The sequence below is a fragment of the Actinokineospora sp. genome, from assembly GCF_052390155.1.
Lineage (GTDB): Bacteria > Actinomycetota > Actinomycetes > Mycobacteriales > Pseudonocardiaceae > Actinokineospora.
On record NZ_JBQTHF010000063.1, the window covers coordinates 1 to 24,972 of the forward strand.

General features: G+C 70.8%; 26 protein-coding genes and 2 pseudogenes. 17 read left to right on the forward strand and 11 right to left on the reverse strand.

Annotation, left to right across the window (positions count from 1 at the left end; all coding sequences use genetic code 11):
* The first annotated feature begins 5 nt into the window (after positions 1-5).
* The 4 genes from ACT4N7_RS21990 to murA all read left to right on the forward strand — a co-directional run bounded on the left by ACT4N7_RS21990 (position 6) and on the right by murA (position 4,417).
* Positions 6-989, forward strand: coding sequence for an IS30 family transposase (locus tag ACT4N7_RS21990; RefSeq protein ID WP_444830737.1), 984 nt, complete (start codon positions 6-8; stop codon positions 987-989).
* 156 nt (positions 990-1,145) lie between these two features.
* Complete coding sequence (locus ACT4N7_RS21995; protein WP_444830706.1) at positions 1,146-2,300, forward strand: PPE domain-containing protein; 1,155 nt, start codon at positions 1,146-1,148, stop codon at positions 2,298-2,300.
* Positions 2,301-2,311: 11 nt separating this feature from the next.
* On the forward strand, positions 2,312-3,085 hold the full coding sequence (locus ACT4N7_RS22000; protein WP_444830707.1) for an ESX secretion-associated protein EspG: 774 nt from the start codon (positions 2,312-2,314) through the stop codon (positions 3,083-3,085).
* Between the two features lie 51 nt (positions 3,086-3,136).
* Positions 3,137-4,417: a UDP-N-acetylglucosamine 1-carboxyvinyltransferase gene (gene murA / locus ACT4N7_RS22005; RefSeq protein ID WP_444830708.1), complete on the forward strand. Its 1,281-nt coding sequence runs from the start codon at positions 3,137-3,139 to the stop codon at positions 4,415-4,417.
* Here murA and ACT4N7_RS22010 read toward each other — a convergent pair.
* Entirely contained in the window at positions 4,406-5,509 is a 1,104-nt protein-coding gene (locus tag ACT4N7_RS22010) for a sulfite oxidase (protein WP_444830709.1), read from the reverse strand. The two genes, murA and ACT4N7_RS22010, sit on opposite strands and share 12 nt — an antisense overlap.
* Before the next feature lie 163 nt (positions 5,510-5,672).
* Between ACT4N7_RS22010 and ggt the strand changes: the two genes are divergently transcribed.
* Complete coding sequence (gene ggt / locus ACT4N7_RS22015) at positions 5,673-7,481, forward strand: gamma-glutamyltransferase (protein ID WP_444830710.1); 1,809 nt, start codon at positions 5,673-5,675, stop codon at positions 7,479-7,481.
* Between the two features lie 243 nt (positions 7,482-7,724).
* Here ggt and ACT4N7_RS22020 read toward each other — a convergent pair whose 3' ends face one another.
* Complete coding sequence (locus ACT4N7_RS22020; protein WP_444830711.1) at positions 7,725-8,018, reverse strand: hypothetical protein; 294 nt, start codon at positions 8,016-8,018, stop codon at positions 7,725-7,727.
* Between the two features lie 33 nt (positions 8,019-8,051).
* Positions 8,052-8,930, reverse strand: a complete 879-nt coding sequence (locus ACT4N7_RS22025) for a trypsin-like serine protease (protein ID WP_444830712.1) — start codon at positions 8,928-8,930, stop codon at positions 8,052-8,054.
* Between the two features lie 123 nt (positions 8,931-9,053).
* Here ACT4N7_RS22025 and ACT4N7_RS22030 point away from each other — a divergent pair, with 123 nt between their 5' ends.
* A complete protein-coding gene (locus tag ACT4N7_RS22030; protein WP_444830713.1) occupies positions 9,054-11,072 on the forward strand; it encodes a protein meaA in 2,019 nt (672 codons plus the stop codon).
* On the opposite strand, the gene ACT4N7_RS22035 is transcribed toward ACT4N7_RS22030, so the two are convergent.
* Positions 11,044-11,622 carry a cysteine hydrolase family protein gene (locus ACT4N7_RS22035; protein WP_444830714.1) on the reverse strand — a complete coding sequence of 193 codons (579 nt, stop codon included), beginning with the start codon at positions 11,620-11,622 and terminating at the stop codon, positions 11,044-11,046. The two genes, ACT4N7_RS22030 and ACT4N7_RS22035, sit on opposite strands and share 29 nt — an antisense overlap.
* A gap of 205 nt (positions 11,623-11,827) precedes the next feature.
* Positions 11,828-11,992, reverse strand: coding sequence for a hypothetical protein (locus ACT4N7_RS22040; RefSeq protein ID WP_444830715.1), 165 nt, complete (start codon positions 11,990-11,992; stop codon positions 11,828-11,830).
* 32 nt (positions 11,993-12,024) lie between these two features.
* Between ACT4N7_RS22040 and ACT4N7_RS22045 the strand changes: the two genes are divergently transcribed.
* The 3 genes and pseudogenes from ACT4N7_RS22045 to ACT4N7_RS22055 all read left to right on the forward strand — a co-directional run bounded on the left by ACT4N7_RS22045 (position 12,025) and on the right by ACT4N7_RS22055 (position 14,799).
* Complete coding sequence (locus ACT4N7_RS22045; protein ID WP_444830716.1) at positions 12,025-12,669, forward strand: hypothetical protein; 645 nt, start codon at positions 12,025-12,027, stop codon at positions 12,667-12,669.
* Between the two features lie 113 nt (positions 12,670-12,782).
* Positions 12,783-14,002 (forward strand): annotated as a pseudogene (locus tag ACT4N7_RS22050) (lipase family protein).
* Positions 14,003-14,025: 23 nt separating this feature from the next.
* The gene (locus ACT4N7_RS22055) at positions 14,026-14,799 is read left to right on the forward strand and encodes an enoyl-CoA hydratase-related protein (protein ID WP_444830717.1); all 774 of its coding nucleotides are present in this window, start codon (positions 14,026-14,028) and stop codon (positions 14,797-14,799) included.
* 16 nt (positions 14,800-14,815) lie between these two features.
* Here the strand turns inward: ACT4N7_RS22055 and ACT4N7_RS22060 are convergent, their stop codons facing one another.
* Both ACT4N7_RS22060 and ACT4N7_RS22065 read right to left on the reverse strand, forming a co-directional pair.
* The gene (locus ACT4N7_RS22060; RefSeq protein WP_444830718.1) at positions 14,816-15,403 is read right to left on the reverse strand and encodes a hypothetical protein; all 588 of its coding nucleotides are present in this window, start codon (positions 15,401-15,403) and stop codon (positions 14,816-14,818) included.
* A gap of 67 nt (positions 15,404-15,470) precedes the next feature.
* A complete protein-coding gene (locus ACT4N7_RS22065) occupies positions 15,471-15,962 on the reverse strand; it encodes an NUDIX domain-containing protein (protein WP_444830738.1) in 492 nt (163 codons plus the stop codon).
* A gap of 98 nt (positions 15,963-16,060) precedes the next feature.
* On the opposite strand from ACT4N7_RS22065, the gene nucS reads away from it, so the two are divergent.
* Entirely contained in the window at positions 16,061-16,720 is a 660-nt protein-coding gene (nucS, locus tag ACT4N7_RS22070) for an endonuclease NucS (RefSeq protein WP_444830719.1), read from the forward strand.
* 13 nt (positions 16,721-16,733) lie between these two features.
* On the opposite strand, the gene ACT4N7_RS22075 is transcribed toward nucS, so the two are convergent.
* Positions 16,734-16,982 (reverse strand): hypothetical protein, encoded by a 249-nt coding sequence (locus tag ACT4N7_RS22075; protein WP_444830720.1) that lies wholly within the window; start codon positions 16,980-16,982, stop codon positions 16,734-16,736.
* A 112-nt stretch (positions 16,983-17,094) separates the two neighbouring features.
* Here ACT4N7_RS22075 and ACT4N7_RS22080 point away from each other — a divergent pair, with 112 nt between their 5' ends.
* The 3 genes and pseudogenes from ACT4N7_RS22080 to ACT4N7_RS22090 all read left to right on the forward strand — a co-directional run bounded on the left by ACT4N7_RS22080 (position 17,095) and on the right by ACT4N7_RS22090 (position 20,452).
* The gene (locus ACT4N7_RS22080; protein ID WP_444830721.1) at positions 17,095-18,105 is read left to right on the forward strand and encodes a DUF3558 family protein; all 1,011 of its coding nucleotides are present in this window, start codon (positions 17,095-17,097) and stop codon (positions 18,103-18,105) included.
* A 16-nt stretch (positions 18,106-18,121) separates the two neighbouring features.
* Positions 18,122-18,490 (forward strand): annotated as a pseudogene (gene dhaM, locus ACT4N7_RS22085) (dihydroxyacetone kinase phosphoryl donor subunit DhaM); the annotation flags it as partial.
* A gap of 180 nt (positions 18,491-18,670) precedes the next feature.
* Positions 18,671-20,452, forward strand: coding sequence for a 3-hydroxyacyl-CoA dehydrogenase family protein (locus tag ACT4N7_RS22090; RefSeq protein WP_444830722.1), 1,782 nt, complete (start codon positions 18,671-18,673; stop codon positions 20,450-20,452).
* Positions 20,453-20,626: 174 nt separating this feature from the next.
* Here ACT4N7_RS22090 and ACT4N7_RS22095 read toward each other — a convergent pair whose 3' ends face one another.
* On the reverse strand, positions 20,627-20,833 hold the full coding sequence (locus ACT4N7_RS22095) for an FmdB family zinc ribbon protein (protein WP_444830723.1): 207 nt from the start codon (positions 20,831-20,833) through the stop codon (positions 20,627-20,629).
* A 48-nt stretch (positions 20,834-20,881) separates the two neighbouring features.
* Here ACT4N7_RS22095 and ACT4N7_RS22100 point away from each other — a divergent pair, with 48 nt between their 5' ends.
* Positions 20,882-21,184, forward strand: coding sequence for a hypothetical protein (locus ACT4N7_RS22100; protein ID WP_444830724.1), 303 nt, complete (start codon positions 20,882-20,884; stop codon positions 21,182-21,184).
* Here ACT4N7_RS22100 and ACT4N7_RS22105 read toward each other — a convergent pair.
* Together ACT4N7_RS22105 and ACT4N7_RS22110 are read right to left on the reverse strand one after the other, a co-directional pair.
* A complete protein-coding gene (locus tag ACT4N7_RS22105) occupies positions 21,181-21,678 on the reverse strand; it encodes a GNAT family N-acetyltransferase (protein ID WP_444830725.1) in 498 nt (165 codons plus the stop codon). The two genes, ACT4N7_RS22100 and ACT4N7_RS22105, sit on opposite strands and share 4 nt — an antisense overlap.
* A gap of 15 nt (positions 21,679-21,693) precedes the next feature.
* The gene (locus tag ACT4N7_RS22110; RefSeq protein ID WP_444830726.1) at positions 21,694-22,242 is read right to left on the reverse strand and encodes a MarR family winged helix-turn-helix transcriptional regulator; all 549 of its coding nucleotides are present in this window, start codon (positions 22,240-22,242) and stop codon (positions 21,694-21,696) included.
* A gap of 127 nt (positions 22,243-22,369) precedes the next feature.
* Here ACT4N7_RS22110 and ACT4N7_RS22115 point away from each other — a divergent pair, with 127 nt between their 5' ends.
* The 3 genes from ACT4N7_RS22115 to ACT4N7_RS22125 all read left to right on the forward strand — a co-directional run bounded on the left by ACT4N7_RS22115 (position 22,370) and on the right by ACT4N7_RS22125 (position 24,958).
* Positions 22,370-23,182, forward strand: a complete 813-nt coding sequence (locus tag ACT4N7_RS22115; RefSeq protein WP_444830727.1) for a CHAP domain-containing protein — start codon at positions 22,370-22,372, stop codon at positions 23,180-23,182.
* Positions 23,183-23,243: 61 nt separating this feature from the next.
* A complete protein-coding gene (locus tag ACT4N7_RS22120; RefSeq protein ID WP_444830728.1) occupies positions 23,244-24,167 on the forward strand; it encodes an SH3 domain-containing protein in 924 nt (307 codons plus the stop codon).
* 44 nt (positions 24,168-24,211) lie between these two features.
* Positions 24,212-24,958, forward strand: a complete 747-nt coding sequence (locus ACT4N7_RS22125) for an alpha/beta fold hydrolase (RefSeq protein ID WP_444830729.1) — start codon at positions 24,212-24,214, stop codon at positions 24,956-24,958.
* Positions 24,959-24,972 lie beyond the last annotated feature (14 nt).

The following is a 24,972-nucleotide window of genomic DNA, read 5'->3' on the forward strand; positions in this document are numbered from 1 at the left end:
TATGTTTGGAAGAGCGGGAGATTATCTCTCGGGAGTTGAGTCGGAACGAGGGCTGTTCGACCCGTTTCATTGGAAGGCTGCTCGGGCGGCATCATTCAGCGGTCGCCCGTGAGATTGACAATAACGGCGGGCGGCGTGATTATCGGGCGGTGGACGCGCAGAGTCGGGCCGACGTGAATCGCCGGAGACCTCGGGCGCGGAAATTGGAGTCGTCGGCCCGGTTGCATGATGCGGTCAATGAAGGCCTGTGTCAGAGGTGGTCGCCGCGCCAGATCAGCCGAAGAATCCGTGACGAGCATCCAGACGATCCGGAGATGCGTGTGTCGCACGAGACGATCTACGAGTGTCTGTATCTGCAGGCGCGCGGCGAGCTGCGCACTCAGATGAAGCTCGCGCTGCGTCAGGGCCGGACACGCAGGGTCGACCGATCACGGGCCTCGGCGAGCAAGGGCGGCCAGATCAGGGGCATGATCAATATCAGCGAGCGACCGAAAGAGGCCGAGGACCGGGCGGTGCCGGGATTTTGGGAGGGCGATCTTATTATCGGAAAAGGCAACAAATCGCAGATCGCGACCCTGGTCGAGCGTACCACGAGATTCGTCATGCTCGTCCGCATTCCGTACGACCGGAACGCTGAGCGAGTTGCGGCACTGCTCGCCAGGAAGATGCAAACCCTGCCCGAGTTCATGCGGAATAGCATCACCTGGGACCAGGGCAAGGAAATGGCCCGACACGCCGACTTTACCATCCGCACCGGAATGCCGGTCTACTTCTGCGACCCGCACTCGCCCTGGCAGCGTGGCAGCAACGAGAACACCAACGGCTTGCTCCGCCAGTATTTTCCCAAAGGAACCGACTTGTCATTGCACAGCCAGGCGGACCTTGATAGGGTGGCGGCAGAGCTAAACGGTAGGCCCCGGCAAACGCTGAACTGGCGAAAGCCGATCGAAGTCTTCAGCGATCTGATAGCGAACCCCGTGTCGCAATGATCATTTGATTCCGCCCACTCTTGGGGGCGTGATGGGCAGGTTGATTCAGCATTCGGCCGGTGTACAGAATTGGGCGTGGAACTCGCACCAGACGCTCTATGACATGGTGCGAACCAATGCGCGGGGGTCGGGGGCCGTCAGTGAGGCCGATCGGGCTTGGGCGGACTTTGCCAGCTCATGGCCGAGTCCAAGGCCGATGTCGATCAGGCGCTGGCCGAGGCCGGGGTGAGCTGGGAAGGATTGGGCGCCGAGGCGATGACCGCCGGGCTCACGCCGCTTGCCCAGTGGGCCGATGACGCGGGCACGGCTGGAGTGGCGAGCACCGCGAGTGTGAACACGGTCGGGGCGGCGTTCGCGCACGCGTCGTACTCGATGCCGGAGCCGGTGCAGGTCACCTCGACGGCGAACTCCGACTTCGGCGGGGTGCCCTCGTCGTTCGTGCACATGTTCGGTGGGCAGACCGACCAGGACCGGCAGGAACAGGCGGCGCAGGAGGCGAAGCGGCGCGCCGTGGAACTGATGACCGGCTATGAGACCGAGTCCGGCTCCGCGGTGGGCAACGTCGGGACGTTCGTGCCGCCGCAGCCGGTCACGGTGGCCGCCGCGCAACCCACCATCACGCCACCGGCTGTGGACTCCGCCGACAGCCGATTCGTCGGCCCGACCGGCCGGGACAGCGAACCTGGCGGCTGGCCGGGCACAGCCGGGTTGTCCGCCCGCGTGCCCGGAGCAGGCACCGACCTGGTCACGCCCGGTGGCGCCACCGCGACCGCAGGCGCGGCGCCGGTGCCCGTCCCCGGTGCGGGCGGGCCGTTCGTTCCGGTGCCCGGCAGTGGTCTTCCTGGTAGTGGTCTTCCCGGCAGTGGTGTTGTGCCTGGCCCGGGTGCGCCGATCGGCGGTCTCGTGCCGTGGAGCGGTCGCCCCGGTGGCAGGCCGGGTGGACTCCTTGGTGGGCCGCGCGGGTTGGGCGGTCCGGCCATCGGTGAGCAGATCCGTGGTGGGCGGGCTGGTGGCGGGTTGCCGGGCGCCGGGGTCGGCGAGCACGGCCCGGGCAGGGGCGGTTCGGTCGGCGACGATGGGCATCGGGGTGCCGGGAGGGGCGCACTCCCGGGGGCAGGCGAGCATGCCGGTGGCGCGCGAGGCGGTGCCGCCGGGCGCGCGGGCGGGACTGCGGGTCCGATGGGCGCGGGAGGCGGCGCGCCGCGCGAGGAGGACGGGGAGCACTTCTCGCCGGGGTACCTGCTCGACCACCACAACGAGTTCTGGGACGTTTTTCCGCCAGTGGCGCCACCGGTCATCGGCGAGGACTGACAGTGCCGCGGGTGATCCAGCTTTCCCTGGCGGAGTACGACTTCCTGTGGGAGCACTGGGAACTCGGGCCGTTCCCGACAATCCTGGACATTGCCTCCCACGGGAGCACGGTGGCCGAGCGCGACGGGCTCCGACGCGCGGCGTGGACATCGCTGGCGGCCAAGGGGCTGGGCGAGCCGGGCGGGTTCGACCCGCGTCTGGAACGCTGGCTCGGCAGGCTCGCTCGGCCCGAGTGGGAACTCGACGCCCGGCTGCACTTGCGCTCCGGCGGGCCACGGACCTCGGCGCTCATCGGGTGGACCGGGGCCGACGCGGTCGTGGCCGTGCTCGACGCCGGGCGGCTGGGGTTGTGGGTCGAATCCTCCGCGCGGGCGGTGTCGGCGGCGGTGTCGCTGCTGCCCGCGCACCCGCCGGGAACCGGCACTTCGATCACCATCCCGGCCGACACCCTCGACGCCGCCGCCGCGCGGGCGGGCAGCGACCGGACCGCGTTCGCCCGCGCACTGCTGTCGCACGGGGTCGGTAGGGACGAGACGAACAAGCTCGCCGACGTGTTCGGTGCTGTCGTCCGACTCGGTCACTTCGGCTTCGCTCATACGCCTCGGGGCCGTGCTGCCCGCGAGCGCGCCGACCACGTGGTCAGCTTCTACGACACCCACAGTCACCGGTACCTGTTCACCCGCAAGGCGAGCGGTGACAGGCACTGGGTCACCCTCACACCGGGCACTGACGCCGCCGTCGCTCGTCAGCTCGACGAACTACGCGGCACGCTGGTCGGGGTCTGACCGGAACCCCCACTCTGCCGACTCCCCGGTACCGGGGGCATCATTGCCCGCGTGACAGAGCACTTCCAGGTACACGGCGGCGCCCGGCTCGCAGGCGAGGTCGCGGTAGTCGGCGCCAAGAACAGCGTGCTCAAGCTGATGGCGGCGGCACTGCTCGCCGAGGGGGCGACGACGCTCACCAACTGCCCGGACATCCTCGACGTGCCGCTGATGGCGGACGTGCTGCGCAGCCTCGGCTGCGAGGTGACCATCGACGGCGACACCACGGTGATCACCAGCCCGGCCGAGTTGAACCACCGCGCCGACTCGGCGTCCATGGGCAAGCTGCGCGCGTCGGTGTGTGTGCTCGGGCCGCTGGTCGGGCGCTGCAAGCGGGCCGTGGTGGCGCTGCCCGGCGGCGACGCGATCGGCTCCCGCCCGCTGGACATGCACCAGAACGGCCTGCGCCAACTCGGCGCGACCAGCGAGATCGAACACGGCTGCGTGGTCGCCGAGGCCGAGGGTCTGCACGGCGCGCAGATCTGGCTCGACTTCCCCAGCGTCGGCGCCACCGAGAACATCCTCATGGCCGCCGTGCTGGCCGACGGCACCACGGTGCTCGACAACGCCGCGCGCGAGCCGGAGATCGTCGACCTGTGCGTGATGCTGCAGCAGATGGGCGCCAAGATCGAGGGCGCGGGCACCTCCACGCTCACCGTGCACGGCGTGCTGTCGCTGCAACCCACCCAGCACCGCGTGGTCGGCGACCGGATCGTCGGCGCCACCTGGGCCTTCGCCGCCGCCATGACCTGCGGCGACATCACCGTCAAGGGCGTCGACCCGCACCACCTCGACCTGGTGCTGGAGAAGCTGCGCACCGCGGGCGCGGAGATCACCACCTTCGCCGACGGCTTCCGCGTGGTGCAGCACGACCGGCCGCGCGCGGTCGACTTCGTGACTCTGCCCTACCCGGGGTTCGCCACCGACCTGCAGCCCTTCGCGATCGCGATGAGCACCATCGCCGACGGCACCTCGATGATCACCGAGAACCTGTTCGAGGCGCGGTTCCGGTTCGTCGAGGAGATGATCCGCCTCGGCGCCGACGCGCGCACCGACGGCCACCACGCGGTCGTGCGCGGCGTGGAGCGGCTCTCCAGCGCCCCGGTGTGGGCCTCCGACATCCGCGCGGGCGTCGGCCTGGTGCTCGCCGGGCTGCGCGCCGAGGGCGTCACCGAGGTGTGGGACGTCTTCCACATCGACCGCGGCTACCCGATGTTCGTGGAGAACATGCAGCGCCTCGGCGCCGACGTCCGCCGGGTCGACATCGAGCCCGAGCGGGCGCTAGCGGACTGACGCGGCCACCCGCTGCGCCATGTTGTTGGCCATGCCCTGGGTGTTCCACGGCTGGTCGACCGGCTGGGTGTCGCCGTGCTCGTCCGTGGCGCGGACGACCAGCTCCACGTCGCCGACGGTGTCCGCCCGCCAGTCGAACGACCACGAGCGCCACGCGTAGCGGCCGAGCTGTTCGCCGAGGTCCGCGTCGGCCCAGTGGCGTCCGCCGTCGACGCTCACCTCGACACGGCTGACCGTGGCCAGCCCGGCCCACGCCCGCCCGTACAGCGCGACGTCGCCCGCGTCGACGATCCGGCGGCGGGTCATGAAATCCGGGAACCCGGGCGGCACCATCAGCGCGCGCGGCCGGATGCCGGTCACCGGTACGCCCGCATCGTCGGTGTCGTGCTTGATCCGGTACGCGGTCTCGTTCTGGAAGCCGGTGAACCGGTGGTCCTGCACGGTGATCCCGCGCAGCCACTTCACGCTCGCCATCCCGTACCAGCCGGGCACCACGAGCCGCACGGGCGCGCCGTGCTGCGGCGGCAGCGGCTGACCGTTCATCTCGTAGGCGAGCAGCAGCTCGCCGCCGAGCGCCTCGGCGACCGACAGGCCGCGCTGGTAGTCCTGCTCGACGCCCCGGTCCGTGCCGTGGTCCATGCCGGTGAACACCACGTCGACCGCGTCGTCGAGCAGACCGGCCTCGGCCAGCAGCGGTGCGAGCGGGGTGCCCGTCCAGCGGGCGGTGCCGACCGCCTCGTCCAGCCACGGCTGGCTGACCGGCCGGGGGTGCAGCCGCGCCCGGCCGTTGCCCGCGCACTCCAGGGTGACGGCCAGCTCGACCCGGGGCCGCGCCCGCAGCGCCGCCAGGTCCAGCTCCAGCGGCGCGTCGACCCGACCGTCGACCGTGAGCCGCCACGAATCCGTTGCCACGTAAGGGATGTCGTAGTGCACGAGGATGTAGTGCAGGCCGGGCGGCGTCAGGTCGTAGCGCAGCGCCTCCAGCGGCATGCCGTGGTTACGCGCGGCCAGCCGGAGTTCGTCGAGGGAGATCCCCTCGTCCGGTGCCGCGATCCGGGACGCCTCACCCGGCCGAACGGTCTGCGTAGTCATGTCTGACAGCCTCACACGCCGGACCGGCCCGCGACACTGACCACTTGGTGTTACCTGGTCCGCTTGGCCGACCGAGAGGCGCAGCCGAACGACGAAAACCGCGCGTGCGGCGTTCGGCGGATGACATGCCGGGACTGTCCAGAGTAGAACTGAACCCCGAACGATGGAAGAGGTAGTGATGGGTGCTCGGCGCCGAATAAGCGCACTGTCCGTAGCGGTCCTGGCGGTCACGGGGCTCGTGGCGTCCCCGTCGGCCGCGTCCGCCGCTCCACCCCTGGCCAAGGCGCCCCTGGCGAAGGGCTATGGCGGCGCGGTCGTGTCCGACACCGTGGAGTCGACCCAGGCGGGCCTCGACGTGCTGCGCCAGGGCGGGACGGCCGCCGACGCGGCGGTCGCGGTCGCCGCGACCCTGGGCGTCACCGACCCGATGATGGCCGGTCTGGGCGGCGGCGGGTACTTCGTGCACTACGACGCCCGCACCGGTCGAGTGTCCACAATCGACGGTCGCGAGACGACCCCCCGCGCGGGCGACGCGCAGATGTTCATCAATCCCGTCACCGGCCTGCCCTACCCGTTCGCGACCGCGGTGAGCAGTGGCCTGTCCGTCGGCACCCCCGGCATGCTCGCGACCTGGGAGCGCGCGCTGCAGCGGTGGGGCCGGTTCGACCTGAGGGACACCCTCAAGCCCGCGATCAAGGTCGCCGACCGGGGCTGGGCGCTCACCCCGCAGTTGCGCAAGGAGATCCTGCAGAACCAGGACCGCTTCAAGCAGTTCAGCTCCACGGCCGCGCTGTTCCTGCCCGGCGGCACCGTGCCCGAGGTCGGCACCCTGATGCGCAACCCGGACCTCGCCGACACCTACCGCGAGATTGCCAAGCGCGGCACCCGCGCGTTCTACGGCGGTGCCATCGGCCGTGACGTCGCCGCGACCACGCAGCACCCGCCGCTGGCCCCGGACGCGACGATCACCCCGCCGCCGGGCCGGATGACGGTCGAGGACCTGCGCGCGTACCGCACGATCGACCAGGCCCCGTCGCACGTGCGCTACCGCGGGCTCGACGTCTACGGCATGGCCCCGAGTTCCAGCGGCGGCATCACCGTCGGCGAGGCGCTCAACATCCTGGAGAACTTCGACCTCGGCAGGCTCGACCGGACCCAGGCGCTGCACCACTACCTGGAGGCCAGCAAGCTCGCCTTCGCCGACCGCAACCGCTACATCGGCGACCCGGCGTTCGTCGACGTGCCGCAGCGCGCGCTGCTGTCGGACTCCTACGCCCGCACCCGCGCCTGCCTCATCGACCCGGCCGCGGTGCTGCCCGCCCCGGCCGCCCCCGGCGACCCGAATTCGCCCGCCGGGAGCTGCGAGCCCGCGTTGGGCACGGCGACCGCCGAGAACGAGGTGCACACCAACCACTTCGTCGTCTCCGACGCGCGCGGCAACGTGGTGTCCTACACCAACACCATCGAGCAGGTCGGCGGCAGCGGCATCGTGGTGCCCGGCCGCGGGTTCCTGCTCAACAACGAGCTGACCGACTTCAACTTCACCCCGACCCAGGGCAGCGCCCCCGACCCGAACCTCGCCGCGCCGGGCAAGCGGCCGCGGTCGAGCATGTCGCCGACGATCGTGCTCAAGCACGGCAAGCCGTTCCTCGCACTCGGCTCGCCCGGCGGGTCGACGATCATCACCACGGTGCTGCAAATCCTGGTCAACCGGGTCGACTTCGGCATGACCCTGCCCGACGCGGTGTCCTCGCCGCGCGCTACCCAGCGCAACACCGCCGCGACAACGGCCGAACCCGCGTTCATCACCGGCGCCGACGGCCTGCGGGCACTCGGCCACACCTTCGCCGAACAGACGGAGATCGGCGCGGCGGCGACCCTGGAGTTCCTCGGCCACGGCAAGGTACTGGCCGTCGGCGAGCCCACCCGCCGAGGCGGCACGTCAGCCGCGGTGGTGTACCCGTCCCGGTAGCCCGACACTTGTCCACACCCACCCCACCCATCCACAGCTTTTCGCACCCACCCCCATCCCACCCGCACCACCGATAGACTGGAGCAGGGCAGACCCCCCGAGGTGGGCGGGGGTTTGCCCTGGTGGGGGCGGGTCGAAAGTCGATCACGCGGGCGCTCTTGTCGGTCATGTGATCGGTGGGTCGCATGATTGGGTGCTACCTGATCGGACGGCGCACCAGATGTTCCGGCGTCCGCGAAACACTCAGGTCGCGTCGTCGAGCAGGGCGTCGATCGCGGCCCGCTCGTCGGCGGGGAAGACCAGCACGCGGAGGCCGTCGCCGTCCTCGGCGGGCACCGTGGTGGCCCGCACGCCTGCCTGCCGAAGCCGCTCCTCGACGAACCGCGCCGCCGTGGCGCTCGGGACCTTGGCGACCTCGCGCAGCAGGCCGTAGTTCTTGGGCCGTTCGTCGGTGGCGAATCCCCAGCGCAGCACCAGACCGAGCCCGCCGATCACGAGCAGCGCCACCAGCAGCAGGTAGGGCGCGGGCAGGTCCATGCGCACATCATCCCCGCTCGCGCCCCGCTGGCTCTACGGCAGTGACACGTACGGCGCCAGGAACGCCCGCGCGGTCGGCGCGTCGAGCCGATAGACCACATTCGTCGCGTAGCACGGCACGTCGCCGGTGATCGTGGTCGCGACGAGCACGAGCGCGCCGCCGATCGTCGCGTAGTTCGGCCCGCCGGAGTCGCCGTAGCAGGCGCCGCCGTTGCCCTGCTGCGCGTGCATCGACAATCTGATCCACGTGTTGTTGAGCGCGTTGAAGCCCACCGGCGCCTTGAGCCGCACTCCGCCGCCCGGGTGCGTGTGGCCGCCGGGTCCGCGCCGCGCTTCTTGGGTGCCGTACCCGGCGACGGTGAACGCGGTCGCGTCGAGGCCCTGCGGACCGAGCTGGTCGAGCTGCCCCGCGGTCGGCAGGGTCGCCGGGGTGAACGACCATCTGGCGGCCATGGCCGCCGACGGAACCTGTACCACGGCGATGTCGTGAGAGTCCGCCCCGTTGCCCGGGTAGGCCGGGTCGGTGTGCGCGACGCCCTCGACGCCGACGGCCACGCCCACAGCGGCCGGGTCGCCCGGGTGCGCCGCGGCCGCGGCGTCCAGCGCGGACTGCACGTCCTGGTGCAGCGACACGTAGAAGCGGACGCCGTCGGGCCAGTCAGAGGTGCAGTGCGCCGCGGTGAGGAATGTGTCGCGGTCGACCATCGTCCCCGAGCACACCCAGTCGATCCGGTCCGGTGTGGTCGGGTCCGCGTCGTTGTCCCACTGGGCGACGAGCGCCCCGACCTCGGTGCGCTCGGGCGCCGGGGTGGCGTTGTAGGAGTTGATCGCGGATGCTGAGGTGGCCGCCGCTGCGGTGAGCGCCAGCGCCGCGACGGGGACGAGTAGTCGACTTAACCTGCGTTGAGGCACGAGTGTGCTCCTTTTCGGTGGGGTCGGGACAGTGAACCGTATGTCTGTGAGCAATGGCACGGGCCCGGATGTGTTACTGGCCAGTACCCTCGGCGCAAAGGACTGATTAACGGAGGTTAACCGGTGCCGTATCCCGCTGATCGCGATCGAGACCGGCCGTGGGTCATGCGCACCTACGCGGGCCATTCCTCCGCGAGCAAGTCCAACGAGCTCTACCGCAGGAACCTCGCCAAGGGCCAGACCGGCCTGTCGGTCGCCTTCGACCTGCCGACCCAGACCGGCTACGACCCCGACCACGAGCTCGCCAAGGGCGAGGTCGGCAAGGTCGGCGTTCCGGTCTGCCACCTCGGCGACATGCGCGCGCTGTTCGACCAGATCCCGCTCGGCGCGGCCAACACCTCGATGACGATCAACGCGACGGCGATGTGGCTGCTCTCGCTCTACGTGTCGGTGGCCCAGGAGCAGGCCGAGGCCGAGGGCACCGACTGGCACGAGGTCGTCGGCAGGCTCGCGGGCACCACGCAGAACGACATCATCAAGGAGTACCTGTCGCGGGGCACCTATGTGTTCCCGCCCGGGCCGAGCCTGCGGCTCATCACCGACATGGTGGCCTGGACCGTCGCCGCCGTGCCGAAGTGGAACCCGATCAACGTCTGCAGCTACCACCTGCAGGAGGTCGGCGCGACCCCCGTGCAGGAGGTGGCCTACTCGATGTGCACCGCCATCGCGGTGCTCGACGCGGTGCGCGACTCCGGGCAGGTGCCCGCCGACAAGTTCGGCGACGTCGTCGCGCGCATGTCGTTCTTCGTCAACGCGGGCGTGCGGTTCGTGGAGGAGATGTGCAAGATGCGCGCCTTCACCGAGCTGTGGGACGAGATCACCCGCGACCGCTACGGCATCGAGGACGCCACACAGCGCCGGTTCCGCTACGGCGTGCAGGTGAACTCGCTCGGCCTGACCGAGGCGCAGCCGGAGAACAACGTGCAGCGCATCGTGCTGGAGATGCTCGCCGTTTCCCTGTCGCGCAACGCCCGTGCCCGCGCCATCCAGCTCCCCGCGTGGAACGAGGCACTGGGCCTGCCCCGGCCGTGGGATCAGCAGTGGGCGCTGCGCATGCAGCAGGTGCTCGCCTACGAGACCGACCTGCTGGAGTACGAGGACATCTTCGACGGCTCGCCGGTCATCGCGGCCAAGGTCGCGGAGATCGTCTCGGGTGCCCGCGCGGAGATCGACCGCGTGCAGGCCATGGGCGGTGCCGTGGCGGCGGTGGAGAGCGGCTACATGAAGACCCAGATGGTCGGCTCGCTGGCCGAGCGGCGCAGGCGGATCGAGGCGGGCGAGGAGACCGTCGTCGGGGTCAACAAGTTCGGCACCACCGAGCCGAGCCCGTTGCAGGCCGAGGGCGCGAACGCGATCGAGACGATCGACCCGGTCGTCGAGCGGGAGGCTGTCGCGGCCATCGAGCAGTGGCGCGCCCACCGCGACGCCGGCGCGGTGGCCGACTCGCTTCGCGTGCTGCGCGACACCGCCAAGACCGACGCGAACCTCATGGACGCCACCCTCGCCTGCGCCCGCGCGGGCGTCACCACCGGCGAGTGGTCCGCCGCGCTGCGCGAGGTGTTCGGCGAGTACCGGGCCCCGACCGGCGTCTCCGGCGCGTCCGCGTCGGGCGAGGCGGGAGTCGAGCTCGCGGCGGTGCGCGAGCGGGTGAAGGCCACCGGCAAGGACCTGGGCGAGCGCCTGCGCATGCTGGTCGGCAAGCCGGGCCTCGACGGCCACTCCAACGGCGCCGAGCAGATCGCCGTGCGCGCCCGCGACACCGGTTTCGAGGTCGTCTACCAGGGGATTCGGCTCACCGCCGACCAGATCGTGGCCGCGGCGGTGCAGGAGGGCGTGCACGTCGTCGGCCTGTCGATCCTCTCCGGTTCCCACCTCGACGCGGTGCCCGCCGTGGTCGAGGGCCTGCGCGCGGCCGGGGCAGGGGACATCCCGGTGATCGTCGGCGGGATCATCCCGCCCGACGACGCCAAGGTGCTGGCCGCCCGCGGTGTGGCCCGGGTGTTCACCCCGAAGGATTACGAGATGACCCAGATCATGGACCAGATCGTCACCGTCATCCGCGAGGCGAACGACCTGGACTGAGCTCGGCCAGCGCGGCGGCGGTCGTGGTCACCTTGACGAAGCCGCCGCCGTGCAGGGTGGTCGCGGTCGCTCGGGTCAGCTCGTCGGCCGTCATCACCGTGCCGTCGGGCCCTTCGAGGTCGAAGGTGTAGGTCGCGTCGAGCGCGACCCGCACGTCGTAGCCGAGGCTGCCCGCGACGCGGGCGCTGGTCTCGACGCACATGTTGGTCTGGATGCCCGCCAGCACGAGCCGGTCGATGCCGCGCCGGGTCAGCCAGGCGTGCAGGTCGACCTCGCCGTGGAACGCGGAGCTGACGCTCTTGCCGAACAACAGGTCTGGCCGCGCGCCGTCCAGTTCCGGCTTGAACGCGTTGCCCGGCTTGCCGGGCACCAGGGGCGAGCCTTCCGTCACGGAGTCATGCCGGACCAGGACGATCGGTTGGCCCGCGTCCGCCCAGCCGTCGAGCAGGGCCCTGATGTTGGACTCGGCGTCGGGGTTGTTGCGCGGCCCCCAGTACGGGTCGTCCAGGCCGCGCTGGACGTCGATCATGAGCAGGGCCGTGGTCGTCATGCTCGCCAGCGAACCGCGCGTCGAGCTGATTGTCCACATCACCCCGATCCATCCACAGCTTTCGCGCCCCACCCGCACAGGCCCCTCGGCCGGTAGACTGGAGCAGGGCAGACCCCCCGAGGAGGGTGGGGGACTGTGTTGGGGGGGATCGTGTTGGGGAGATTGTGATTGGAAGGCGGGTGGATGTCCTTAGTGGACAGTCTGGTTAGGACTTCGGGGTGTTCGCCTCGGCCATGCGTTGCTGGAGGCGGGCGCGGACTTCCTCCGGGGTGTACGCCTGCCGTTTGCGTTCGGCGCGGGCTATGACGGCGCCGGTGGCGGCGACGCCGATGACGCCCGCCAGGCCGAGGAACTTCCAGACGCTCCGCATCGGGTCAGGGTAGCGGGCCCTAGGCTGGCCCGATGTCCGGCGACACGATCAGTCTCGACGAGGCCGTGGACCTCACCCGAACCGGCGACGTCTGGCTCTTTCGCGGGCGGACGGCGGCCGATCGGGCGATCCAGACGCTCACCAACAGTCCGATCAACCATGTGGGCATGTCCGTGGTGCTCGACGACCTGCCGCCGCTGATGTGGCATGCCGAACTGGGGCGTTCCTTGCCCGACCAGTGGACCGGCACCCACCAGCGCGGCGTGCAATTGCACGACCTGCGCGACGCGGTCGTGGTGTGGGCGACCAAGTACGGCCAGAAAGCCTGGCTGCGCCAACTGCGCACCCCGGTGTCGCGCGCGCAGGAGGACGCGGTCCTGCGCACGATCGCCCGACTCGACGGCACCCCGTTCCCGTCGACCGCGCGGCTGGCCGCCCGGTGGGCGCGCGGCCGGGTGCCGCGGACCCGCTGGCACAGGTCCGGTCCCGGCGGCGACCTGGAAAGCGCCTACTGCGCCGAAGTCGTCGCCGTCACCTACGAGGCGATGGGGCTGCTCCCCGGCGGGGTCCGGCCCAACTGGTACGACCCGGGCCGCTTCTGGAGCGGCGACGACCTCGACCTGCAGGACGGCGCCGGGCTCGGTGCGGAGATCACGGTCGCGATTCCGGGGACCTGACCGATCTCGCGGGAGCGGCGACAGGTCACCATCCCGGACCAACCGCGTACTTGACACACGTCACACTCTGCGTCAGATTCCTACCCGTCGGTAGGTCTGGTCTGGAGGTCGTCGTGGCCCTTCGTTCCCCTTGGCGTGTCGGCGCGATCGTGGTGGCGCTCGTCGCCGCGGTCGCGGTCGTGCCCGCCGCGCAAGCGCAGGCTCGCCCGCCGTTCTACGAGGTCCCCGCCGCCCTGCCGGATCGCAACGGCGACATCGTGCGCGCCGAGCCCGCCGTGTTCTACCTCGACCCGCTCAAGCTGATCAAGGTCGACGCGCTGGTCAACCGGGTCATGTACCGGTCGACCGACCGCGAGGGCACGGCGATCGGTGTGACCGGCACGGTGATCACCCCAAGACGCGCTGGCTGGGCGCCGGGGAGCGGCCGGTGATCGGGTACGCACCCGGCACCCAGGGACTGGGCGACGAGTGCGCGCCGTCGCGGCAGTTCGCGGCGGGTAGCGAGTACGAGGGCCTCTTCGTCGGAGGTCTGATCGCCCGCGGCTACGGCGTCGTCGTCACCGACTACCAGGGCTTGGGCACGCCCGGCACGCACACCTACGTCAACCGGATCGTGTCGGGCACCGCCGTGCTCGACGGCATCCGCGCGGCCCAGCGGCTCCCCGCGGCCGCGCTGCCCGACACCGGGCCCGTCGCGATCGCGGGCTACTCCCAGGGCGGCGGGGCGGCCGCGGCGGCCGCCGAACTCGCGCCGACCTACGCGCCGGAACTCAAGCTCAAGGGGGTCGCCGCGGGCGCGGTGCCCGCCGACCTCGGCGTGGTCGCGCGCAACCTCGACGGCAGCGCCTACGCCGCGTTCCTCGGCTACGCCGCCATCGGCCTGACCGAGGGCTACGGCATCGACACGGCACCGCTGCTCAACGACCGCGGTCGCCAGATCTTCGCCGACCTGGAGCGGTACTGCACCATCGAGGCCATCCTGCGGTTCCCGTTCGTCCGCACCGCCACCCTCACCGCCGACGGCAAGCCGCTCACCGACCTGCTGCGCGACAACCCCGTGTTCAGCCGCATCGTGGACGAGCAGCGCATCGGCAGGCTCAAGCCGACCGCCCCGATCCTCGTCTCGCACAGCCTGCTCGACGACGTGATCCCGTACTCCGTCGGCAAGCGGCTCGCGAGCGACTGGTGCGACCGCGGCGCGTCCGTGCGGTTCGCCCCCAACCTCGGCCCGACGCACGTCGGCGGCGCGGTGGCGTCGTTCCCCGGGGTGTTCCTCTGGCTGGAGGCCAGGTTCGCCGGCCTGCCCGCGACCTCGAACTGCTGGATGGTGTGACCCGCGCGCGCTACCGTCCACCCATGGCCGACTACGAGCACATCCAGGTCAAACGCGAGAACGGCACCGTTCGGATCACGATGGACCGAGCCGCGCGCCGCAACTCGCTCTCCGCGGACCACCTGGTCGAACTCCTCGACGCGTTCCGCGCGGCGGGCGAGACCGACGCGACGGGGATCGTGTTGGCGGGCGAGGGCCCGGTGTTCTCCGCCGGACACGACTTCGCCGACGTCGCCGCGCGCGACCACCTCGGCGTTCGCGCGCTGTTGCGGTTGTGCACGGACCTGATGCGCACCATTGAGTCCGTGCCCCAGGTCGTCGTCGCGCGGGTGCACGGCCTGGCCACGGCGGCGGGCTGCCAACTCGTCGCGTCGTGTGATCTCGCCGTCGCCGCCGAGTCGGCCGGATTCGCCCTCCCCGGCGGCAAAGGCGGCTGGTTCTGCCACACGCCCGCCGTCCCGGTGGCGCGCAACATCGGCCGCAAGCGTTTGATGGAGCTTGTCCTCACCGGCGACGTGATCGACGCGGCCACCGCCGAGCGGTGGGGTCTGGTCAACCGGGTCGTGCCCGACGCCGAACTCGACCACGCGGTGGACGACCTGCTGCACCGGGCCACCCGGGGGAGCGCGGCCAGCAAGGCACTAGGCAAGCAGACCGTCTACGCGCAGCTCGACCGGCCGGAGGCCGACGCGTACGCGATCGCCGTCGAGGTCATGGCGGCGGCCTCGCAGCTTCCTGGCGCGAAGGAGGGCATGGCCGCCTTCCTGGAGAAGCGCCACCCCGTGTGGCCCGACTAGGACGAACGCGGCAGCCTCAGTTCCGTGAGTCCGCCTGTTCCGTGCGCCGGTCCAACATCGTCCACAATGGACCGAATATGAACCAGGCCGCCGTGACCAGGCCGAGTTGCGGAATCCACCGTGACCACAGCACTTCCGTGCGCTCCGGTGTTCCGACTACAAAGGACAACAGGACCAGCACCGCCACCCCGATCGCGCACGCCAACACGCACCGGCCCCACTCGCGCCACTCGCGGCGCAGCCGCAGGGCGCCGTACTTGGGCAGCTTGACCGGCGCGGGCCCGCCCGCGAATCGGTGGGCCACCCGCAGATCCGCCCACCGGATCACGCTGGGTCCGAACGCGACGCTGAAGCCGAGATAGGCCGCGCCCAGCCCGTGCGCGGCGCTCGCCTCGCCGCCGCCGCGCAGATCGATCACGGCGGCGGCCAGCAGCAGCACGTCCAGCACCGGGGTGCCGATCAGCAGCACCGCGCCGACTCGGCGCCACCGCAGCGCGTACCTGGCGAGCAGTCCGGCCCCCAGCAGCACCCAGAAGCCCACCTCGCACACGCCGATGAGCGCGACCATCGGGTTCTCGGCGATGTAGTCGAAGAGTGTTCCCACGACACCAGCTTGCCGCGTCGCGCGGGCTTCGTCATCGGTGACCCAGGCCGTGGTGCTCGCAGGTGCGTTATTCGCTGTGCTCGTGCAGGAGCAGCAGGGTGTAGGCCGCGATCGACTGCGCGTCCACGATGTCGCCCGCGCGCACCCGCGCCTCGAACTCCCCGCGCGCGACCCACGCCGACCGCATGTCCTGCTCCTCCACCTCCCGGTTCGGCGGACCCTCGGTCAGGTCGGTGGCCAGGAAGACGTGCCCGCGCTGGCTCGACATCCCGGGCGCGCAGTCCAGTGAGCCGAGCCGGGTGATCGCGCCCGCGCGCAGCCCGGTTTCCTCCCGCAGCTCGCGGGCGGCCAGCTCGCCAGGGTCGAGGTCGGCCCGGTCGGGCGCGGTGCCCTGCGGGAACTCCCACCGCCGCGCGCCCAGCGGGTAGCGGAACTGCTCGACGAGCATCAGCCGCTCGCCGTCGAGGGGGATGACCAGCGCGTAGTCGGGTTTGTCCACGACGCCGTAGATGCCCGCGCTGCCGTCGTGGCGGCGGACGGCGTCCTCGCGGACGGTCATCCACGCGTTGGCGTAGACCTGTTCGGAGCCGAAGGATTCCACGCCCGTGATCCTGCCCGGCCATGCCGACGCACTCGCGGCGGGCTAACCTGCTCCGCGTGCGTCTTGTGATCGCTCGCTGCCAGGTCGACTACGCCGGACGGCTCACGGCCCACCTGCCGATGGCCAACCGCCTGCTCCTGGTCAAGGCCGACGGCTCCCTGTCAGTGCACTCCGACGACCGGGCGTACAAGCCGCTCAACTGGATGACCCCGCCGTGCTGGCTCACCGAGGAGCTGGGCACGTGGACCGTGCAGAACAAGGCGGGCGAGAAACTCGTCATCACCATCGAGGAGATCCTGCACGACGCCAAGCACGAACTCGGCGTCGAACCCGGCCTGGTCAAGGACGGTGTGGAGGCGCACCTGCAGGAACTCCTCGCCGAACACATCACCACCCTCGGCGCGGGCTGGACCCTGGTTCGCCGCGAGTACCCCACCGCCATCGGCCCGGTCGACATCCTCTGCCGCGACGCCGCGGGCACCTCCGTCGCCGTGGAGATCAAACGCCGCGGCGACATCGACGGCGTGGAGCAGTTGACGCGCTATCTCGAACTGCTCAACCGCGACTCGCTGCTGGCTCCGGTGCGGGGCATCTTCGCCGCGCAGATCATCAAGCCGCAGGCGCGCGTGCTGGCCGAGGACCGCGGCATCCGCTGCGTCTCCCTCGACTACGACACCTTGCGCGGCATCGAACCGGACGAGTTCCGGCTGTTCTGACCAGCGCCGGTATTCAGCGTGCCCGGTGCCGCTTGTACTTGTTCCACAACGGGTTCGCCCACGCGGCGTGCATTGCGGTCGCGGCCAGCAGGCGCAAGGTCGAGCCGGGGTCGAGGAACACCGACTGGCCGCCGAAGGAGAGCAGCCCGACCTGTCCGTCGTGGGTGGACTCGACGAACATCAGTGTCTCGCGGCCGTCCTTGTCGTGGCATCGGATGGTCACGCGGTTCGGCCTGCCGGGTGGGGTCACCGTCGCCTCCATGCTCTTCCTCGGTGCCGGTCACGAAGATCAACGAGCGTGGTCGGGGAAGGATTCGCGGACCATTCGACGGTTCGGTGCACGGGCGCCGGGCGAGGTGGTTACGGTTTGTCCCGTGAGGAGTTTCCCGCGGCGGTGGTCACTGCCGGTCCTGGCGTGCCTGGTGGCGGTCCTGGCAGGCTGCGGCGCGGACGTCGACCTCGCCAGGACGACCTACCAGCGCACCACCGTCCCCGCTGGGGCCGACCTCGGCGGGTCGAGCGGCCGCCCGCCCGCCCCCGGCGGTGAGGACGCGTTCAAGTCGCCGAAGCTGCGGCTGGTCAACCCGTGCGGGCTGCTCGACGACGACACGCTCGCGGCGTTCGGCGAGCCCGCGAACAGCAGACTGCGCGACTACGTCCTCTGCTCGAACTACATGAAGGACACCAAGGGCAAGGAACTCAACTTCACCCTCACCCTCGGCGACGTCGCCACCGGCCGCGACGCCGAGGGCGACCTCACCATCGGCGGCCTGCCCGCAGGCGAGTCCGAACTGGACGACAAGACCGCGTGCTTCGTCACCGCGATCACCGAGACCGACCCCACCCGGGGCATCACCGTGCAGGTCGGCGGCGGCGAGCCGGGCAACCTGTGCGACCCGGGGCGCAAGCTGCTGGAGGCCGTGGTCAACCGCATCCGGTCGGACCCGCCCGCGCTGGACCTGGCCAAGGGCTCGCTGGTCGACCTGGAACCGTGCACGATCCTCGACGACTCGGTGGTGGCCGCCGCGATCGGCGACTCGGCCTCGAAGCGGCCGACCGGCCTGCACGTGTGCAACTGGAACGCCAGCGGCGTCGCGCTGTCCCTCAGCTTCCGAATCGGCCCCAAGCCGGACGACCTGGCCGCGACCTCGAAGACCGAGCCGGTCGACCTCGGCAGCGGTGTGCTCGCCCAGCAGAAGTACGAGAGCACCTCCGGCGTGCGCTGCCGGGTCGAGTGGGCGCACGTGGCCTTCCCGGAGGACGCGGAGAAGGCCGAGGTCATCAGCCTCGACTTCAGCCGCTACACCCCGCAGCAGGGCGAGGACCCCTGCGGCAAGCTGCAGGCCGTGGCCAAGGCGCTCATCCCGAAGCTGCCCGCCAAGTAACCGCCCGGGAGGCCCGATGAGTCGAGTCGGACTGGTGATCGTCTCGCACAGTGCGCGGCTGGCCGAGGGGGTGGCCGAACTGGCCGCCGACGCGGCCCCCGACGTCACCGTGATAGCCGCGGGCGGGCTCGAAGGCGGCCTGGGTACCGACTTCGACGCCGTGTCGGCCGGGATCGGCCGCGCCGAGTCCGGCGCGGGCGTGGTGCTGCTCTACGACCTCGGCGAGGCCAAGCTGGTCGCCGAACTCGCCGTCGAGATGCTCGGCGACCCCGAGTCGGCGGTCGTGGTCGACGCGCCGCTGGTGGCGGGTGCGGTCGCGGCCGCCCTTGCCGCCCAGGGCGGTGCCGACCTCGACTGCGTCCTGTCCGCCGCCGCGTCGGCCGGTCTGTCTGATGTGGACGGTCCGGGGTAGCCGGAGTGCGCGCGGCGTGGCCGAAGCTGCTCGCGTGACCGGTCCAGTGGCGTAGTTCACCTGGCGTTGGCCTGCACGCGTGGCAGGATCAGCGGAAGATGTTACCGAGGGGTAGCGTCCGAGATACCGACCAAGGTGTTCGCGGAGGTAGCTGTGGCGCGTGAATTCTCCACTGTCGGCGTTGTCGGACTCGGCACGATGGGCGCGGGCATCGCCGAGGTGCTCGCCCGCAGCGGTGTGCGCGTGGTCGCCGTCGAACTCGACGACGCGGGGATCGATCGCGGCCGCGGCCACCTCGAACAGTCCACCGCGCGCGCCGTCGCCAAGGGCAAGCTCGACGAGCCCGCACGCGCCGAACTGCTCGACCGCATCACCTACACCACCGTGCTGGGCGACGTCGCCGACGCCGACCTGGTGGTCGAGGCGATCCCGGAGCAGTTCGAACTCAAGGCGCAGGTGTTCGGCGAACTGGACCGCATCGTCGGCCCGGACACCATTCTCGCCTCGAACACGTCCTCGCTGTCGGTCACCGAGATCAGTGTCCACACTGGACGCCCCGGCAAGGTCGTCGGCCTGCACTTCTTCAATCCGACGCCGGTGCTCAAGCTGGTCGAGGTCGTCCGCACCGTGGTCACCGAGCCGGATGTCGTCACCGAGGTGGTGGCGTTCACCCAGGCGCTGGGCAAGGTGCCGGTGGTGATCGGCGACCGCGCGGGCTTCATCGCCAACGCGCTGCTCTTCGGCTACCTCAACCACGCCGTGTCTATGTACGAGGCGCGCTACGCCACCCGCGAGGACCTCGACGCGGCCATGCGGTTCGGCTGCGGCTACCCGATGGGCCCGCTCGCGCTGCTCGACCTGATCGGGCTGGACACCGCGTACGAGATCCTGGAGACGATGTACGCGCAGTCGCGCAACCGGTTGCACGCGCCCGCGCCGATCCTCAAGCAGATGATCACCGCGGGCCTGCTCGGCCGCAAGACCGGCCGCGGCCTCTACACCTACGACGGTCCCGACTCACCCACGGTCGTCCCCGACGCCCACACTCCGACGGGCGCGGCGAGTGCCGATGTGTCCATTCGCGACATTCAGCGAGTCGGCGTCGTGGGCACCGGGACGATGGCCACCGGCATCGTGGAAGTGTTCGCCCGCAAGGGTTTCGACGTCGTCTTGCGTGCTCGCAGCCTGGACAAGGCGGACGCCGCGGTCGCGAAGGTGCGCAAGTCCCTCGATCGTCAGGTGGTCAAGGGTCGACTGTCCGAAGAGGACCGCGACCAGGTGCTGGCGCGGATCGCGACCGCCGTGGAGTTCGAGGAACTCGCCGACTGCGACCTGGTGATCGAGGCGGTCGCCGAGGAGTTGGCGATCAAGCAGGCCGTGTTCGGCGCGCTGGACGAGGTGCTCAAGCCGGGCGCGATCCTGGCCACCACAACGTCTTCGCTGCCGGTCATCGAGTGCGCCGTGGCCACGTCGCGGCCCTCCGATGTGGTCGGTCTGCACTTCTTCAACCCGGCGCCGGTGATGAAGCTCGTCGAGATCGTGGAGACCATCTCGACCGGGGCGGACGTCATCGCCACCGCGCACGCCATCTGCGCGAAGGTCGGCAAACACCCGGTGCACTGCGGCGACCGCGCGGGCTTCATCGTCAACGCGCTGCTGTTCCCCTACCTCAACGACGCCGTGAAGATGCTGGAAGCCCACTACGCCGAGGCCGACGACATCGACACGGCGATGAAGGTCGGCTGCGGCCTGCCGATGGGCCCGTTCGAACTGCTGGACGTCGTCGGGTTGGACGTGTCGCTGGCCATCGAACGCACCCTGTACAACGAATTCCGCGAGGCCGGATACGCCCCGGCGCCGCTACTGGAACATCTGGTCACCGCGGGCCGACTCGGCCGCAAGACCGGCAAGGGCTTCCGCGACTACAGCAGGTAGCCGCCGGTCAACATGTTCCGCCCAGGTGACACCGACGAATTTCCGCCGCCAGGTAGTACCTACAACCCCCACCCGTCCACTGGGGGATCGGCCCTGCGCCAGTCTATCGGTGGTGGGGGGTGTGGGGGAGGGGTGCGGAAATCTGTGGATGGATGTGGGGGGTGTGGACAGTCGTCAACCGCAGCAGCCGCCGCCGCAGCAGCCGCCTGCCTGGGGGGCGGCGGCCGTAGTCTTCGCGCCTGCCAGGCCGACCACGGAGAGCAGCTTCACCGTGTCGTCGTGGCCGTCCGGGCACGCCGCCGGATCGGCCGACGCGGTCATCGGGCGCTGCACGTCGAACGTGGAGCCGCACTCGCGGCAGCGGAACTCATAGGTGGGCACGGACCCATTGTGCCCGTGCCAGGGGGGCCGTGGATAGCGTGCTCACCTGTGCCCCGCCGCAACCGATCGAAGTCCGACCAGGCAGGCGCCGAACCGCGCCCCCTCGGCGCCGGACTGGCCGACCAGCGCCACGAATCCGGCCCCGACGGCGAGTGGCTCGTGCGCGGCATCCCGGGCGCCCAGGCGACGAAGGCGTACCGCTGCCCCGGCTGCGACCACGAGATCCCGGCAGGCAGGCCCCACCTGGTCGTCTGGCCTGCCGAGGACTACGGCACCGTCGAGGACCGCCGACACTGGCACCAGGGCTGCTGGTCGGCACGCGGCAGACGCGGGCCCAGTTCGCGTCGCTAGCGCCGGTAGAACCGGGCCCACGCTCCGTGGTAGTCGGCTTGGCGGAACTCGGTGAAGCCGAGTCGCTCGGCGACTCGGCAGGCGGGCTCGTTGTCGGCGTTGGTGATAATCCACACCGGGGTGTCCGGCAGCTCCGTCGCCGCCAACGCGATCGCCGCCGCGGCCATCTCCGACGCGTAGCCGCGACCCCAGGCGCTCGGGCGGAACCGGTAGTACAGGTTGAGGTGGCGGGTGCCATCGAACTCGCGGTGCTGGATGCCGCCGAAGCCGATCGTTTCGCCGGTCTCGGCGAGGTCGATCGCCCAGTAGCCGAAGCCGTGCGTACGCCAGTGGTCCATCCAGTCCGCGAGCAGGGCCGCCGATTCGGCGGCAGGCGCGGACCCGCCGGGACGGTATCGGTTGGTCTTCGGGTCGCCGTGGATGTCGATCATGGCGGCGCTGCTGTCCGCCGTCGGCGCGCGCATGATCAGCCGTTCGGTGCGGAGTTCACCCATGGCGCAGGCTGACCTTCACTCGTCGGCCAGCGCCATGCTGACCCGGCGCGGAGCGGGCCCGAGCCGCTCCGCCAACACCGCCATCAGCCGGCGAAGCAGCGCGTCGAGGGAGTCCAGTTCGGCGGGGTCGAGCTGATCGAAGATCGCGCGCTCCTGCGTGGCCTGCTCGGCCACGATTCGCGCGAACAGATCGTGCCCCGCCTCGGTCAGCTCGGCGGCCAGTACCCGACGGTCCTTCGGATCGGCCACTCGGCGCAGCATTCCCCGCCGCTCCAGGCGGTCCAGCCTGCCCGTGATGCTCGTCGGCGGTGCCTGCGTCCCGGCCGCGAGCTGCGAAGGCCGCAGCCGGTGCGGCGGGCCGACCCAGAACAACCGGGCCAGGATCTCGTAGTCGGTGAGCTGTAGCTCGTGCGGCGCGGACAGCCGGACGGCCAACTGTTCGAGGTACTTGGCGCTGATCATGAGCCGGTCCACGATCCGCTCCACTCTGGGGTCGATCTCGGGCACCTGCCGCGTCCAGGCGAGCACCAGCTCGTCCGTGTCATCGGGCCTCGCCTTGGGCACGTCCACCTCCGCATTGCTTCGAGTTCGGATAATACCTTGTCGAAGTTCTTGCTGCGAACTCGGATTGTCCGTTACCGTACTAATTCGCCGCCCCGGTGGACACCCCGCATCCCCAGGAGGAACGTCGATGACGACTGCCTTGACGAGTCGAGTTCGGGCCGTGTTGGCCATGGTCGTGTGCGCAACGGTGGGCGTGGTCGGGTTGGCCGGACCGGCGCAGGCCGCCGGGCCGATCACCGTGCACGTGGCCCACACCGAGGGCCAGCCCCTCATGGTCCGGTCCGGGCCAGGTACCGGATACGGGATCATCGGCCAGCTCGGGTACGACGACTACGTCCAGATCACCTGCCAGAAGTCCGGCGAGACCATCCATGGAAACGCCTACTGGGACTACATCCCGGCCTACGGCGGGTACGCGTCCGACCACTACCTCTACACCTCGCTTGGCAACGGCCGACTGACGAGCCTGCCGCTGTGTGGCACGAGCACCGGCGTGCGCGACCGGATCGTGAGCCTCGCCAGGGGCGAGGTCGGCGGCACCGACAAGAGCAGGTACGGCTCGCCGTGGAACCACGAGTGGTGCCAGTACTTCGTCAACTGGGTGTGGCGGCAGGCGGGCGTGCCGGGAATGAACGCCAGCGGTTTCACCGGAGACCTCTACTGGTGGGGCAGGGATCGCGGCCTCACCCGCGACGGCCGCTCCGGGATCAGGCCGGGTGACGCCGTGCTGTTCGGCACCGGTCCCGCCAACCCGAGCACGAGCATGCACGTCGGCATCGTCGTGACGGTCCACGCCGACGGCCGGATCACCACCGTCGACGGCAACTACTGGCGGAACGGCGTGTCCCAGGTCGCCACGGTCGGCCCGTTCCACCCCGGATCGCCGAACGGCATGGAGCCCGGTCCGGTGTACGCCGTCGTCTCGCCGCCTGGCGCTTGAGTGTCCTGGCCGGGCGGCACGGGTCGCCCGGCCCGCACCATCGACTCGACGAGGAGCCGTTGTGCCTGACCTGTCCCGATCGATCCGCGGTGCCACACTGGCCTTCCTGGTGCTCATCACCCTGGTGATGGCGCCTGCCACGAGCCAGGCGGCCCTTGCCAGTCCCGCCCGAGGTACCACGATCAGCGCCACCGACGCGGTCCATCTCCGCGCCGGTCCGTCCACTTCGGACACTATCATGACCACGGCCGCGGCGGGCAGTACCGCGACGGTGCTGAACTCCGCTCCCAGCAACGGTTTCTACCGCGTCGGCTACCAGGGCCTGGTCGGCTGGACGCACGGCGACTACTGGAACACGGTGCCCGGCCTGGTGGTCAACGGACGGCGGCTCTCGGCCAACGAGGAGTCGGCGGTGCGCTGGATCGCCGCCAACACCATGCCGCGGGTGCAGGGCACGGTGAGCGAACGGCTGACCATGGTGTCCCGGGTCAGTTGGTGGTCGCTGAAGGAGGGGGTGCTCGGCCGGGCCAACCCGCACTCGTTCTCCAACTGCGGCGACTACGACTGGGGCCCGCTGACCTACTGCGCCGCACCGCACTGGCAGGTCGGGCTGGGCGGGTCCCAGGTGGCGAACTTCCCGACGCTCGCCACGAGCGAGGCGGCCGCGGTGCGGCTCTACCCAGGCTCGACCGTCCGCGACGTGCTCGCGCACACCGCCACCTACGCCGGCTACCCGGCGGGGACCACGGGCCACAACCAGATCGTGAACTCCGGCGGGACGTTCAGGATCTCGTGGCTGCTCCGCAACCACGGCGTCGGATTCACCCTCAACGCGGCCCTGGTCGCCGACGAGTGCGTCAGCCGTGCCATGTACTGGTGCTACGGCACCGGCTGGGCCGAAAGCGCCGCCTACGCCCCCACGCGGGCGGCCGCCCTGCGCGCGATCGGGGAGCTGCGCTCGATCCTCTACGCGATCGCGTCGTAGGCGGCGGGTCGGCACCGACTGGTGTCGCCCGACAGAATGGCGGGGTGCACTACACCGATACCGGCTCCGGCACCCCGCTCATCCTGCTGCACGGCTTCCCGCTCGACTCGCGCATGTGGGACGGGGCGCGCACCGGCCTGGTAGATCACGTCCGCCTCATCACCCCCGACCAGCGCGGCTTCGGTCGCACGCCGCTCGGCGACGACGCGCCGTCGCTGGAGACGGTCGCCCGCGACGTCGTCGGTCTGCTGGACGAGCTCGGCCTGGAACGCGTGCTGCTCGGCGGCTGCTCGATGGGCGGCTACGTCGCCATGGCCTTGTTGCGGGCGGCGCCCGAGCGGGTGAGCGGACTGCTCCTGATCGACACCAAGGCCGTCGCCGACACGGACGAGGCTCGCGCCAACCGGCACGCGGTCGCCGAGCGGGCCGAGCGCGACGGGGTGGCGCCCTGGCTGGCGGACGCGATGCTGCCCGTGCTGGTCACCGACCCCGCACGGGGTGGCGCGGCCGTGCGGGAGCTCATGGAGGCCCAGGACGGCGCGTCGGTCGCGTGGGCGTCGCGGGCGATGGCGGCTCGGCTCGACTCGCGGGAAACGTTGCGGGCGTTGGAGTTGGACGCGCTCGTCGTGCACGGCGAGCTGGACGGGCTCATGCCGGTGGCCCTCGCCGAGGAGCTGGCGGAGCTGACGGCGGGCGAGTTGCGGGTGCTGCCCGGCACCGGCCACCTGCCGCCGATGGAGACCCCGGACGCCTTCCTGGCCGCCGTCACCCCCTGGCTCGCCGCACGCTGACGCTCGGCGCCCGG

What these genes read in the sequence shown, in the direction of transcription:
- ACT4N7_RS22065 (WP_444830738.1), bottom strand. Translation starts at nt 15,962, where the DNA reads ATGACCGTCCGCGAGGACGCCGTCCGCCGCCACGACGGCAGCGCGGGC.
- ACT4N7_RS22115 (WP_444830727.1), top strand. Translation starts at nt 22,370, where the DNA reads ATGACGACTGCCTTGACGAGTCGAGTTCGGGCCGTGTTGGCCATGGTC.
- ggt (WP_444830710.1), top strand. Translation starts at nt 5,673, where the DNA reads ATGGAAGAGGTAGTGATGGGTGCTCGGCGCCGAATAAGCGCACTGTCC.
- ACT4N7_RS22045 (WP_444830716.1), top strand. Translation starts at nt 12,025, where the DNA reads ATGTCCGGCGACACGATCAGTCTCGACGAGGCCGTGGACCTCACCCGA.
- ACT4N7_RS22020 (WP_444830711.1), bottom strand. Translation starts at nt 8,018, where the DNA reads ATGGACCTGCCCGCGCCCTACCTGCTGCTGGTGGCGCTGCTCGTGATC.
- ACT4N7_RS22105 (WP_444830725.1), bottom strand. Translation starts at nt 21,678, where the DNA reads ATGGGTGAACTCCGCACCGAACGGCTGATCATGCGCGCGCCGACGGCG.
- ACT4N7_RS22075 (WP_444830720.1), bottom strand. Translation starts at nt 16,982, where the DNA reads ATGGAGGCGACGGTGACCCCACCCGGCAGGCCGAACCGCGTGACCATC.
- ACT4N7_RS22055 (WP_444830717.1), top strand. Translation starts at nt 14,026, where the DNA reads ATGGCCGACTACGAGCACATCCAGGTCAAACGCGAGAACGGCACCGTT.
- ACT4N7_RS22040 (WP_444830715.1), bottom strand. Translation starts at nt 11,992, where the DNA reads ATGCGGAGCGTCTGGAAGTTCCTCGGCCTGGCGGGCGTCATCGGCGTC.
- ACT4N7_RS22010 (WP_444830709.1), bottom strand. Translation starts at nt 5,509, where the DNA reads ATGACTACGCAGACCGTTCGGCCGGGTGAGGCGTCCCGGATCGCGGCA.
- ACT4N7_RS22035 (WP_444830714.1), bottom strand. Translation starts at nt 11,622, where the DNA reads ATGACGACCACGGCCCTGCTCATGATCGACGTCCAGCGCGGCCTGGAC.